The organism is Rhodopseudomonas palustris, assembly GCF_003591005.1.
Classification (GTDB): domain Bacteria; phylum Pseudomonadota; class Alphaproteobacteria; order Rhizobiales; family Xanthobacteraceae; genus Rhodopseudomonas; species Rhodopseudomonas palustris_K.
In genome coordinates this window covers 107644-120528 of record NZ_QYYD01000006.1, presented here as the reverse complement: position 1 = coordinate 120528, position 12885 = coordinate 107644, and the positions used below count along the sequence as shown (strand labels likewise).

At 64.4% G+C, this 12885-nt stretch carries 13 protein-coding genes; 11 read left to right on the top strand and 2 right to left on the bottom strand.

Annotated elements, in window-relative coordinates; all coding sequences use genetic code 11:
- Positions 1–27: 27 nt before the first annotated feature.
- The 11 genes from cmk (at position 28) to D4Q52_RS07665 (ending at position 10938) form a co-directional block, all read left to right on the top strand.
- Positions 28–666 carry a (d)CMP kinase gene (gene cmk, locus D4Q52_RS07720; RefSeq protein WP_119856053.1) on the top strand — a complete coding sequence of 213 codons (639 nt, stop codon included), beginning with the start codon at positions 28–30 and terminating at the stop codon, positions 664–666.
- Positions 667–984: 318 nt separating this feature from the next.
- Positions 985–2685, top strand: a complete 1701-nt coding sequence (gene rpsA / locus D4Q52_RS07715; RefSeq protein WP_119855967.1) for a 30S ribosomal protein S1 — start codon at positions 985–987, stop codon at positions 2683–2685.
- Positions 2686–3045: 360 nt separating this feature from the next.
- Positions 3046–4014 carry a signal peptide peptidase SppA gene (gene sppA / locus D4Q52_RS07705; protein ID WP_119855965.1) on the top strand — a complete coding sequence of 323 codons (969 nt, stop codon included), beginning with the start codon at positions 3046–3048 and terminating at the stop codon, positions 4012–4014.
- 160 nt (positions 4015–4174) lie between these two features.
- Entirely contained in the window at positions 4175–4510 is a 336-nt protein-coding gene (locus D4Q52_RS07700) for an integration host factor subunit beta (RefSeq protein ID WP_119855964.1), read from the top strand.
- Positions 4511–4562: 52 nt separating this feature from the next.
- A complete protein-coding gene (locus D4Q52_RS07695; protein ID WP_119856052.1) occupies positions 4563–4949 on the top strand; it encodes a LapA family protein in 387 nt (128 codons plus the stop codon).
- A gap of 54 nt (positions 4950–5003) precedes the next feature.
- Entirely contained in the window at positions 5004–5660 is a 657-nt protein-coding gene (locus D4Q52_RS07690; RefSeq protein ID WP_119855963.1) for a phosphoribosylanthranilate isomerase, read from the top strand.
- A 1-nt stretch (position 5661) separates the two neighbouring features.
- Complete coding sequence (gene trpB / locus D4Q52_RS07685) at positions 5662–6876, top strand: tryptophan synthase subunit beta (RefSeq protein ID WP_119855962.1); 1215 nt, start codon at positions 5662–5664, stop codon at positions 6874–6876.
- Positions 6877–6960: 84 nt separating this feature from the next.
- Positions 6961–7686: a DUF4145 domain-containing protein gene (locus tag D4Q52_RS07680; RefSeq protein WP_182915264.1), complete on the top strand. Its 726-nt coding sequence runs from the start codon at positions 6961–6963 to the stop codon at positions 7684–7686.
- A complete protein-coding gene (gene trpA / locus D4Q52_RS07675; protein WP_119855960.1) occupies positions 7683–8519 on the top strand; it encodes a tryptophan synthase subunit alpha in 837 nt (278 codons plus the stop codon). The genes D4Q52_RS07680 and trpA overlap by 4 nt, the downstream gene beginning before the upstream one ends.
- 107 nt (positions 8520–8626) lie before the next feature.
- Positions 8627–9595 (top strand): acetyl-CoA carboxylase, carboxyltransferase subunit beta, encoded by a 969-nt coding sequence (gene accD, locus D4Q52_RS07670; RefSeq protein WP_119855959.1) that lies wholly within the window; start codon positions 8627–8629, stop codon positions 9593–9595.
- Entirely contained in the window at positions 9592–10938 is a 1347-nt protein-coding gene (locus D4Q52_RS07665) for a bifunctional folylpolyglutamate synthase/dihydrofolate synthase (protein WP_119855958.1), read from the top strand. The genes accD and D4Q52_RS07665 overlap by 4 nt, the downstream gene beginning before the upstream one ends.
- 304 nt (positions 10939–11242) lie before the next feature.
- Here the strand turns inward: D4Q52_RS07665 and D4Q52_RS07660 are convergent, their stop codons facing one another.
- Together D4Q52_RS07660 and trxA are read right to left on the bottom strand one after the other, a co-directional pair.
- Positions 11243–12304: an ATP-dependent DNA ligase gene (locus tag D4Q52_RS07660; RefSeq protein ID WP_283805659.1), complete on the bottom strand. Its 1062-nt coding sequence runs from the start codon at positions 12302–12304 to the stop codon at positions 11243–11245.
- 181 nt (positions 12305–12485) lie between these two features.
- Complete coding sequence (gene trxA / locus D4Q52_RS07655) at positions 12486–12806, bottom strand: thioredoxin (RefSeq protein WP_054163299.1); 321 nt, start codon at positions 12804–12806, stop codon at positions 12486–12488.
- Positions 12807–12885 lie beyond the last annotated feature (79 nt).

Genomic DNA, 12885 nt, shown 5'->3' with positions numbered 1-12885 from the left:
CCGATTCATTTGGAAGCTGACGAAAGCATGATCATCGCCATCGACGGACCCGCCGCCTCCGGCAAAGGCACGCTTGGCAAGCGACTGGCCGCGCATTACGGCTATCGGCACCTTGATACCGGACTGATCTACCGCGCCGTCGCCAAGGCGATGCTCGACGCTGCCGCCGATCTCGCCGACGAAGCCCGCGCCACCGAGATCGCCCGCCGGCTCGATGTCGGGACGTTCGGCGACCCAGCTCTGAAGAGCCAGGCGGTCGGCGAAGCCGCCTCGGTGGTATCGGCGCATCCTTCGGTGCGCGCCGCCCTGGTCGAGTTCCAGCGCTGTTTCGCCGCGGGTCCGCCGGGCGCCGTGCTCGACGGCCGCGACATCGGGACCGTGATCTGCCCGGACGCCGACGTGAAGATCTTCGTGGTCGCCGCCCCCGAGGTCCGCGCCCGCCGCCGCGCCCTGGAAGCGCAGAGCCGCGGCGAGCCCGCCGACGAGGCCGCGATCCTCGCCGACATCCTCAAACGCGACGACCGCGACAAGAACCGCAGCGCCGCGCCACTGAAGCAGGCCGAGGATGCAGTCTTGCTCGACAATTCCTATTTGGATATAGAAGGCGGCGTCCGGGCCGCCATCGAGATTGTCGAGGCCGTTCGAGCGGGCCGGCGTCGGGTTTAAGCACCAACCGACGCCGTCATTGGAGGAACGCCCGCTCCACGGTTTTCAGCGATGGTCGAACGCTTCGAGGCTCAAGCAGATTTGGCTTTTCGCCTGCTGTTTCGTTCGCTGCCGGACCGTTTCTTGGAATGCACCTTCTTGGAATGACTGATTGCTGCGATCCGACGATGTCGGATCAACGGCTCGATCGTGCAGGCATGCTGCCGGCCCGCTCCGCACTCCAATGCGGAATGGTCGTCAGGTTCGCGGACCCCTGACACTGCGCGCGCGAGACGTCCCTTAACCGAACTGCCGGCGACATCCGCATCTGGAGAACAAATGGCTTCGACTGCTACTTCGTATAACCCGACCCGCGACGATTTCGCCGCGATGCTCGACGAGTCCTTCGCCGGCGGAAACCTTCAGGAAAGCTCCGTCATCAAGGGCAAGGTCGTCGCGATCGAGAAGGACATGGCCGTCATCGACGTCGGCCTGAAGACCGAAGGCCGCGTTGCCCTGCGCGAATTCGCCGGCCCGGGCCGCGACAGCGAACTCAAGGTTGGTGATACCGTCGAGGTGTTCCTCGACCGCATCGAGAATGCGCTCGGCGAAGCCGTGCTGTCGCGCGACAAGGCGCGCCGCGAAGAGAGCTGGGGCAAGCTCGAGAAGGCCTTCAACAACAACGAGAAGGTGTTCGGCGTTATCTTCAATCAGGTCAAGGGCGGCTTCACGGTCGACCTCGACGGCGCCGTGGCGTTCCTGCCGCGCTCTCAGGTCGACATCCGTCCGATCCGCGACGTCGCGCCGCTGATGAACAACTCGCAGCCGTTCCAGATCCTCAAGATGGACCGCCGCCGCGGCAACATCGTGGTGTCGCGCCGCACGGTTCTCGAAGAGACCCGCGCCGAGCAGCGCCAGGAGCTGGTGCAGAACCTCGAAGAAGGTCAGGTGATCGACGGCGTCGTCAAGAACATCACCGATTACGGTGCGTTCGTCGACCTCGGCGGCATCGACGGCCTGCTGCACGTGACCGACATCGCCTGGCGCCGCGTCAACCACCCGACCGAGGTGCTGACGATCGGCCAGACCGTCAAGGTCAAGATTATCAAGATCAACCACGAGACCCACCGCATCTCGCTCGGCATGAAGCAGCTGCTGGACGATCCGTGGCAGGGCATCGAGGCGAAGTACCCGCTCAATGCGCGGTTCACCGGACGCGTCACCAACATCACCGACTACGGTGCGTTCGTCGAGCTCGAGCCGGGCATCGAAGGCCTGATCCACGTCTCCGAGATGTCGTGGACCAAGAAGAACATGCACCCCGGCAAGATCGTGTCGACCTCGCAGGAAGTCGAAGTGCAGGTGCTCGAGGTGGATTCGGTCAAGCGCCGTATCTCGCTCGGCCTCAAGCAGACGATGCGCAACCCGTGGGAAGTGTTCGTCGAGAAGTATCCGGTCGGTTCGACCGTCGAAGGCGAGGTCAAGAACAAGACCGAGTTCGGTCTGTTCCTGGGTCTCGACGGCGACGTCGACGGCATGGTGCATCTGTCGGACCTCGACTGGAAGCAGCCGGGCGAGCAGGTGATCGACAACTTCAAGAAGGGCGACATGGTCAAGGCCATCGTCCTCGACGTCGATGTCGAGAAGGAGCGTATCTCGCTCGGCGTCAAGCAGCTCGAAGGCGACCCCTTCGCCGAGCCGGGCGACGTCAAGAAGGGCGCGATCGTGACCTGCGAAGTGCTCGACGTGAAGGACTCCGGCATCGACGTGCAGATCGTCGGCACCGACTTCGCCACCTTCATCAAGCGCTCCGAGCTGGCGCGCGACCGCAACGATCAGCGCAGCGACCGCTTCGCGGTCGGTGAAAAGGTCGACGCCCGCGTCATCCAGTTCGACAAGAAGGCCCGCAAGGTCCAGGTGTCGATCAAGGCGCTGGAAGTGGCCGAAGAGAAGGAAGCCATCGCGCAGTACGGCTCGTCCGATTCGGGCGCGACGCTGGGCGACATCCTCGGCACCGCGCTCAAGCAGCGCGACAAGTAAGCCTCGGCTTACTGCTGACCAACATCAGGGCTCCGGCATTGCCGGGGCCCTTTTTGTTTGCCGCTATTTGGAATTGCCTCAAAGGCGTGGAAGGCCGGGACAAGCCCGGCCATGACGACGGAGAGGGTGTGCCGGGAAGGCGTGTGGCGCTCAACGCCGTCATTGCGAGCGAAGCGAAGCAATCCAGCTCAGTGCACGGAGCCCTGGATTGCTTCGTCGCTACGCTCCTCGCAATGACGCCGCGGATGGAGGCACCAACCTTGTTTTCTTCATATTGGATTGCAATTGATGTAATCCGCTCACGGAAGTTCAACGATCCGCTTCGACAACCGTGAGCAGCTGATTAGCCGGAGAATGTCCATGTCGCTTGATTCCGATGTGATCGTCGATCGCCGTCGCATTCGCCGCAAGCTGACGTTCTGGCGCGTCGCAGCGGTGCTGGTGGCGATCGTCGCGGTGGTGGCGGTCGGGATGGCGCTGTCGCCGGCCGGGCGCGGCACATTGTCCAGCTCCAGCTCGATCGCGCGGATCAAGATCGACGGACTGATCCGTAGCAACTCCGAACGGATCGAAGCGCTGGAGCGGCTGGAGAAATCGTCGCACGCCGCAGTGATCGTGCACATCAATTCGCCGGGCGGCACCACCGCCGGCTCGGAAGAGCTCTACAGCGCGCTGATGCGGCTGAAGGCCAAGAAGCCTATGGTGGTGGTAGTCGAGGGCCTGGCCGCGTCGGGCGGCTACATCGCGGCGCTCGCCTCCGATCATATCATCGCGCAGCAGAGCTCGCTGGTCGGGTCGATCGGCGTGCTGTTTCAATATCCCAACGTCTCCGAACTGATGAAGACCGTCGGCGTGAAGGTCGAGGAAGTGAAGTCGTCGCCGCTGAAGGCCGCGCCGAACGGCTTCGAGCCGACCAGCCCCGAGGCGCGCGCTGCGCTGGAATCGCTGGTGCGGGATTCCTATGCGTGGTTTCGCGATCTGGTGAAGAGCCGCCGAACGATGGACGAAGGACAGCTCAACGTCGTCGCCGACGGCCGCGTCTTCACCGGCCGTCAGGCGGTGGGCCTCAAACTGATCGACGAGCTGGGCGACGAGAAGAACGCCGTGGCGTGGCTCGAAACCGAAAAGAAGGTGAAGAGCGGTCTTCCAGTACGCGACTTCAAGCTCGCACCGCAATTCGGCGATCTCACCTTCCTGCGCGCGGCGGCGAGCCTGACGCTCGATGCGGTCGGCCTCGGCAGCGTCGCGCGACAGATCGAGCAGTCGGGTGTCGAACGACTCGGTCTCGACGGCATGCTGGCGCTGTGGGCACCGGGAACTACGCGCTGAGCGACGCGTATCGCCCGTAGCGCGATGATCGAGAGCTCGTTGTGCCACGTCGGCGTGCTGCCACGCGCCGTTCTCCAGCCTGCCTCATTTGATTTAGCGTCTTGACAGTTCACGCTATTTTCAAGGAAATGGCGGTCCGCACGCACGGACCACATCCTCGATGATTAAATCCGAACTCGTTCAGCGCATCGCCGAGCACAACCCGCACCTTTACCAGCGGGACGTCGAGAATATCGTCAATGCGATCCTTGACGAGATCGTCGAAGCGCTCGCGCGGGGCGATCGGGTGGAGTTGCGCGGCTTCGGCGCGTTCTCGGTGAAGCACCGGCCCGCCCGCGCCGGCCGCAATCCGCGGACCGGCGAACATGTTCCGGTCGACCAGAAGAGCGTGCCGTTCTTCAAGACCGGCAAGGAAATGCGCGAGCGGTTGAACCGCGGCTCTGAGGATAACGACTCCGACGATTCTGACTCCGACCATTCAGACTCCGACACATGATGTAACGCCCGTTTGCTGGGCGAGTGTGCTGGGCAAGACGAGCGAGAACGACATGCAGAAGTTTCTGACGGCGGTGGTGCTGATCCCGCTCGGACTGATTTTCATCGTTTTCGCGGTTGCTAACCGCCATCTTGTTACCGTCTCGTTCGATCCTCTGGAGCCGAACGACCCGATGGGTACCGTGCAATTGCCGCTGTTCGTGCTGATCATCGGCGTCGCCATCCTTGGCGTCATTGCCGGCGGCATCGCCACCTGGTTCCGCCAATCGAAGTGGCGACGCGCCGCACGCCGGCACCAGGCCGAGGCAATCGAGGCGAAAGCCGAGCTCGCCAACATGCGCGCCAGCGTCATGACGCCGGCCTCGAGCGAACCGCGCCGCCTGCTGCTGGGCCAGAGTTCCGCAACCGGCAGGCGCGACAAGGCCGACGCGGCGGTGTAGAACACCGGCGTCTTGCCGGCGCCCGGAGCGCCAGCCAAACCTGATCGCACCCTGATGCCCGTCGTCGTTAAAATCTGCGGCCTGTCGACCTGCGACACGCTCGAAGCGGCGGTCGCGGCGGGCGCCGACATGGTCGGCTTCGTGTTCTTCCCGGCATCGCCGCGGCACGTCGGCCTTGATGTCGCGGCCGATCTCGGCAAGCAGGTCGCCGGCCGCGCCGCCAAGGTGGCGCTGACGGTCGACGCCGGCGACGCGCTGATCCGCGACATCGTCGAGATCCTGCAGCCCGATATTTTGCAGCTGCATGGACACGAAAGCCCCGAGCGGGTCCGCGCGCTGAAGCAGACGTTCGGCCTGCCGGTGATGAAGGCGATCCCGGTCGCGACCGCCACCGATCTCGCGGTGCTACCGGGCTACGCGGCGGTGGCCGACCGCATCCTGTTCGATGCCCGCCCGCCGAAGGACGCGACGCGCCCGGGCGGTCTCGGCACGCCGTTCGATTGGGAGCTGCTGCGCAACCTCGATCTCGCGCAGCCGTTCATGGTATCGGGCGGCATTCATGCCGCCAATGTCGCCGAGGCGCTGCGCGTCACCCGCGCGGGCGGCGTCGATGTCTCTTCGGGCGTCGAACGTGCTCCCGGCGCCAAGGACCCCGACATGATCCGCAGCTTCATCCGCGCCGCGCGCGCCAGCGAAGAGTTGATGACCTGATATGAATCCGATCCTGCCCAACTCGTTTCGATCCGGACCCGACGAGCGCGGTCACTTCGGCCTGTTCGGCGGACGCTTCGTTGCCGAAACGCTGATGCCGCTGATCCTCGATCTGGAGAAGGCCTACGCCGAAGCTAAGGACGATCCGCAATTCCGCGCCGAGATGGACGGTTATCTCAAGCACTATGTCGGCCGGCCCTCGCCGCTGTACTACGCGGAGCGGCTGACCGAGCATTTCGGCGGCGCCAAGATCTACTTCAAGCGTGAAGACCTCAACCACACCGGCGCCCACAAGGTGAACAACGTGCTCGGCCAGATCATGCTGGCCAAGCGGATGGGCAAGCCGCGGATCATCGCCGAGACCGGTGCCGGCATGCACGGCGTCGCCACCGCCACGATGTGCGCCAAATTCGGCCTGCAATGCGTGGTCTATATGGGCGCCGTCGACGTCTCGCGGCAGGAGCCGAACGTGCTGCGGATGAAGGCGCTCGGCGCCGAAGTGCGCCCCGTCACCTCCGGCGCCAACACGCTGAAGGACGCCATGAACGAGGCGCTGCGCGACTGGGTCACCAACGTGCACGACACGTTCTACTGCATCGGCACCGTCGCGGGTCCGCATCCCTATCCGATGATGGTGCGCGACTTCCAGGCGGTGATCGGCCAGGAAGTGCGCGAACAGATTCAGGAGATCGAAGGCCGCCTGCCGGACTCGCTGATCGCCTGCATCGGCGGCGGCTCCAACGCGATGGGGCTGTTTCATCCCTTCCTCGACGATGCCGGCGTCGCGATCTACGGCGTCGAAGCCGCGGGCCACGGCCTCGACAAGCTGCATGCCGCCTCGATCGCCGGCGGCAAGCCCGGCGTGCTGCACGGCAACCGCACCTATCTGCTGATGGACGACGACGGCCAGATCCAGGAGGCGCATTCGATCTCGGCCGGCCTCGACTATCCGGGCATCGGCCCTGAGCATGCCTGGCTGCACGATGTCGGCCGCGTCAACTTCCTGTCGGCGACCGACACCGAGGCGCTCGAGGCGTTCAAGCTGTGCTGCCGGCTCGAAGGTATCATCCCGGCGCTGGAACCAGCACACGCGCTCGCCAAAATCGCCGACCTCGCGCCGATCCTGCCGAAGGATCACGTGATGGTGCTGAACATGTCCGGCCGAGGCGACAAGGACCTCGCCTCGGTGGCCGAACATCTCGGGGGCAAGTTCTGATGAATTCGTGACCGCACGCCTTGAATTTTTGATATCTGCGCCGGCTTTATGGACTACGAACGAAATTGGAAGGGAATCATTTCCGTGGATGAAAAGGCAGCTGTCACCCCGGTTATGAAAGATCGTGTTCGAGGAGACTGTCCAAATTGCGGTCCGCAGCGTTGGGCAAACGTTGTTGCTGCCCACAGCAAGCATGACAGTGACGACGAATTAGGTCTGTGGACTCACACTGACTATCGAATACTCGAATGCCCAGCTTGTGAAGCCGTGTACTTTCAGACCGATTTCATTTTTTCCGAAGACTACGAGCATTTAGCGAATGGAGATTTCGAGTATCAACACCAGATTGAACATTGGCCTCATACGCCAGATGCCGGCCGGAAAGAGCCAACATGGCTCGAGAAGCTTCGAGCACTCGATGAGAACGCATACAGTCTCATATCGAGTGTATATACTGCACTAGAAAAAGATTTGGCTGTTTTAGCTGCTATTGGCGTTCGTACAGTTTTCGATCGAACGTCAGAATTTGTGGGAATCGATCCGGGCATAACGTTCCAGGAGAAACTTGCGGAGTTGGTCAAGCGCGGGAAGATCGGTTCGGACCAGAAAGATATCCTCGACGCGCTTACCGATGCAGGAAGCGCTGCTGCACATCGGGGATGGAGGCCGACGTCTGAGCAGTTGAACACTATGATGGACGCGATTGAGTCCTTCGTGCACAACACATTCATCCTGGGTGATGCGGTGAAAGAATTGAAAAGCAGCCTGCCCGAAAGGCAGAAGCGCCCGCCGAAAGGGGCTGAAAAATGACGACGCGTATCGACGCCCGCTTCGCCGCGCTGAAGCAGCAGGGCCGCAAGGCACTCGTCACCTTCGTGATGGCGGGCGATCCCGACCTCGAAACCTCGCTGCAGGTGCTGAAATCGCTGCCGGCGGCCGGCTCCGACATCATCGAGATCGGCATGCCGTTCACCGACCCGATGGCCGACGGCCCGGCGATCCAGGCCGCGGGGCTGCGCGCGCTGCACACCGGCACCACGCTGAAAAAGACGCTTGGGTTGGTGCGCGATTTCCGCGAAGGCGACGACGCTACCCCGATCGTGCTGATGGGCTACTACAACCCGATCTACATCTATGGCGTCGATCAGTTTCTCGTTGACGCCAAGGCGGCCGGCGTCGACGGGCTGATTGTGGTCGACCTGCCGCCAGAGGAAGATGAGGAGCTGTGCCTGCCGGCCATGAAGGCTGGGCTCAACTTCATTCGCCTTGCAACCCCGACCACCGACGAAAAGCGGTTGCCGGCGGTGCTCGCCAACACCTCGGGCTTCGTCTATTACGTGTCGATCACCGGCATCACCGGCTCGGCCTCGGCGGATACGGCTGCGGTCGGCGCCGCGGTGGCCAGGATCAAGCGCCACACCGACCTGCCGGTCTGCGTCGGCTTCGGCATCCGCACCCCGGAGGCCGCCGGCGCGATCGCCGCCCAGGCCGACGGCGCGGTGGTCGGCACCGCGCTGATCGATGCGCTCAAGGCCAGCCTGGACGCCGACAACCAAGCCACCCAGGCCAGCGTCGGCGCGGTGGCGGATCTGGTCGCGTCGCTGTCCGCCGGCGTCCGCGGCGTCAAACAGGCCGCCGAGTAGGCCATCGTCAGTTAGGGGCATGGTCTGGACGGAGCCCGCCTCCGCCGCCATATCCCGGCAGTACCATCAACCAGCGGCGCCAGGTTCGGCGACGCGCGGAGCCCATCATGAACTGGTTGACCAACGTCGTCCGTCCAAAAATCCGCAACATGCTGCGGCGGGAAACGCCGGAGAATTTGTGGATCAAATGTCCGGATACCGGGCAGCTGGTGTTCTACAAGGACGTCGAGCAGAACCAGTTCGTCATCCCCGGCTCGAACTATCACATGCGGATGGGCGCGCTGGCCCGGCTGCGCTCGATCTTCGACAACGAGACCTGGTACGACGTCGCGCTGCCTGAAGTCGTCGCCGACCCGCTGAAATTCCGCGACGAACGCAAATATGCCGACCGCATCAAGGACGCGCGCACCAAGACCGGCGCGCAGGATGCCGTGAAGGTCGGCTTCGGCAAGCTCGAGGGCAATGGCGTCGTCGTCACCGTGCAGGACTTCGACTTCATGGGCGGTTCGCTCGGCATGGCGGCCGGTGAGGCGATCATTCGCGGCATGGAGCTGGCGGTCGAAAAGCACGCGCCCTTCATCATGTTCGCAGCCTCCGGCGGCGCCCGGATGCAGGAAGGCATTTTGTCGCTGATGCAGATGCCGCGCACCACCGTCGCGGTGCAGATGCTGCGCGAAGCCAAGCTGCCCTACATCGTGGTGCTGACCAACCCGACCACCGGCGGCGTCACCGCCTCCTATGCGATGCTCGGCGACGTCCAGCTCGCCGAACCCGGCGCGCTGATCGGCTTCGCCGGCGCCCGGGTGATCGAACAGACCATTCGCGAAAAGCTGCCGGACGGTTTCCAGCGCGCCGAATATCTGCGCGATCACGGCATGGTCGACATGGTGGTGCATCGCCACGAATTGCGCCCGACCCTGGCACGGCTGTGCCGCATCCTGACCAAAACGCCGCTGCCCGCCACCGAGGCCCCGGCGATCGCCACCGAAGCCGCTCCGCCGCCGGAGCCTGTCGCGGCGGCCGAGAGCGTGACGACGGCGCCCGAGGCGACGCCCCCGGCTGCGCCGCAGGCGTGAGCGCGGCCACCGATCCGCAGAGGTCTGGTTCGGTCGGCGAGTTGCGCACGCGCCTGGCGCAGCTGCATCCGGCGCGGATCGACCTCACGCTCGGCCGCGTCGAGCGGCTGCTGGCGGCGCTGGACCATCCCGAACGCAAGCTGCCGCCGGTGATCCACATCGCCGGCACCAACGGCAAGGGCTCCACCCTCGCCTTCCTGCGCGCCATCCTTGAAGCCGCCGGCCTCGCCGTCCACGCCTACACCTCGCCGCATCTGGTGCGCGTCAACGAGACCATCCGGCTCGGCAAGCCGGGCGGCGGCGTGCTGGTGAGCGACGACGAGCTCGCCGCAGCGCTGGCCCATTGCGAGCGGGTCAATGGCGGCGCGCCGATCACGCTGTTTGAGATCGAAACCGTCGCGGCGCTGTGGCTTTTCGCGCAGCATCCCGCTGATATTCTGCTGCTGGAAGTTGGGCTGGGCGGCCGGCTCGACGCCACCAATGTGGTCGAACATCCGCTGGCCTGCGTCCTGACACCGATCGGCATCGACCACACCGAATTTCTCGGCCCGACACTCGCCGACATCGCAGCTGAAAAAGCCGGCATCCTGCGCCGCGGCGCGCCGGTGATCGTCGCCGAACAGGACGAGGCGGCGCTGGCGGTGATCGAGCGCGAAGCGCGGCGACAGCGCGCGCCGCTGTTCGCCCGCGGCCAGCAATGGCACGTGCAACTCGAACACGGCCGGCTCGCTTATCAGGACGAACGCGGCCTGATGGACCTCACCGCGCCGAAACTTTTCGGACGGCACCAGATCGACAATGCAGGCCTCGCGATCGCGACGCTGCGCGCGCAGACGCGCTTTGCCATCGACCAGGCCGCGTATCAGACCGGCTTGCTCGCCGCCGACTGGCCGGCGCGGATGCAGCGCCTCACGGTCGGCAAACTCCTCCAGGACGCCCCGCAGGGCTGCGAGCTGTGGCTCGACGGCGCGCACAATGCCGATGGCGGCCGCGTTGCCGCGGCGGCGCTCGGCGACCTCGAAGAACGCGTGTCGCGGCCGCTGGTGCTGATCGCCGGCATGATGGCCAACAAGGACGCGGCCGCGTTTCTCACCAACTTCACCGGGCTGACACGGCATCTGATTGCGGTGCCGATCCCGAACCGCGAGGGCGCGATGCCGCCCGAGAGCCTCGCCGACGCCGGCCGCGCCCTCGGCCTGCGCGTCGAACTTGCCGAGGACGTGCCGACGGCGCTGCGCCGCATCGCGTCGCTTGCCTACGAACTGCCGCCGCGGATCCTGATCACCGGGTCCTTGTATCTGGCCGGCCATGTGCTGGAGCTCAACGGCACGCCGCCGAATTAGCAATCGAAAATTGTCGGCGCAACGACGCACCTTCTAAACCACGAGCACCAACCTCTCCCCGTCATGCCCGGGCTTGTCCCGGGCATCCACGCCTTGCGGCATCCTCAGTCATTGCGACGAAGCAAACCAGCGCAGTGCACGTCGCTTCTGGATTGCTTCGCTTCGCTCGCAATGACGGAGAGGTTGTCCTTCTGGAAAAGGCGTGGATGGCCGGGACAAGCCCGGCCATGACGAAGGTGAGCGAAGAACTTGAAGGAATCAGCCGTCGATGAAGAGAGAAAATGTTGTTACTTGCCCCCGGATCTCACCCCAGCAGCTTGAGCGGATCGATGTGCGTTTGCTCGAGCTGGTCCATCGTGCATTGCCGCGGCGCCTTGTCGGGCCGCCAGCGGAGCAGGCTGGTGCCGTGGCGGAAGCGCTCACCGCTGAAGTGATCGTAGCAGACTTCGACGACCAGCTTGGGCGCAAGCTTCTGCCATTGCGACGAACGCTCGGTCGACCACCGGCTCGGCCCGCCCGGCGCATTGCCGGTGAAGCCTTCGCCCGGCAACTTTTCCAGCTTGTCGGTGAGCGCCGGCTTCTCGGCGCGCTTCAGCGCCGAGGTGAAGCCGACATGATGCAGCAGGCCGGCTTCGTCATAGAGCCCGAGCAGCAGCGAGCCGACCACCTTGCGGCCGTTCAGCGTGGCGCTGGCGTAGCGGAAGCCGCCGACCACGCAATCAGCGCTGCGGAATTTCTTAATCTTCTGCATGCCGTCGCGATTGCCCGACTGATACGCGAGATCGCGCCGCTTGGCGATCACCCCGTCGGAGCCGCCGCCGGCCTGCGCCAGCCATTTGGCGGCCTGCTTGTCACTGGTGGTGACCGGCGACAGGTGAAAGGTCGGATGACCTTTGAACTGCGCCTTAGCGAAGGCTTCGAGCGCTTTGCGCCGCTCAGATAGGGGCTGCCCGCCCAGCGCGTCGTCGCGCGGGTTCGCCAGCAGATCGAACACCAGCAGCAGCGCCGGTGTCTCGGTTGAAAGTTTCTTCACCCGGCTCGCGGCCGGATGAATCCGCTGCAGCAGCGCATCGAACGAGAACGCCTTCCCCTGCGGCACCACGATCTCGCTATCGAGCACGAAGCGCTCGGCCTTCAGCTCGCGCGCGGCGACAACTAACTCCGGGAAGTAACGGGTGAGGTCCTCGCCGGATTTCGACCACAGCACGACGGCGTCGCCGCTGCGTACCATCAGGCAGCGAAAACCATCCCATTTCGGCTCGTACTGCCACTCCGCCCCGGTCGGAATTGCATCGACCGACCGCGCCTCCATCGGCGCGAGCGGGGCGGCGCCCGTCTTGGTGTTGGATGATTTCCGCGCAGCCACGATACGAACTCACTCGTTACCAGCCGGTCCATCCCCGTCATTGCGAGCGAAGCGAAGCAATCCAGCGCCGAGCACGGGGCTGGATTGCTTCGTCGCTTCGCTCCTCGCAATGACGAGAGGCCGGAAACGCAAAACGGCCGGCGATTGCCGGCCGTTACAAACGTTCGTGGAGCGCCCTGGTTCAGACCGCCGAGCTGATCCACTGCTGCAGCTTGGCCTTCGGCGCGGCGCCGACCTGGCGGGAGGCCATTTCGCCGCCCTTGAAGATCATCAGGGTGGGGATCGACATCACGCCGTACTTCGACGCGGTGACCGGGCTCTCGTCGACGTTGAGCTTGACGATCTTCACCTTGTCGCCCATCGCGCCGGAAATCTCGTCCAGCGCCGGGGCGATCATGCGGCACGGTCCGCACCACTCGGCCCAGAAATCCACCACCACTGGGCCCTGCGCCTTGAGAACTTCAGCTTCGAAATCAGAGTCAGACACCTTGCCTACGGCCATGGGATACCTCGTGGGGGAGCGGATAAGGGCGGTAAGGGAATCGCGCCCGGATGATGAAATCAACGTATGAACGCGCCGG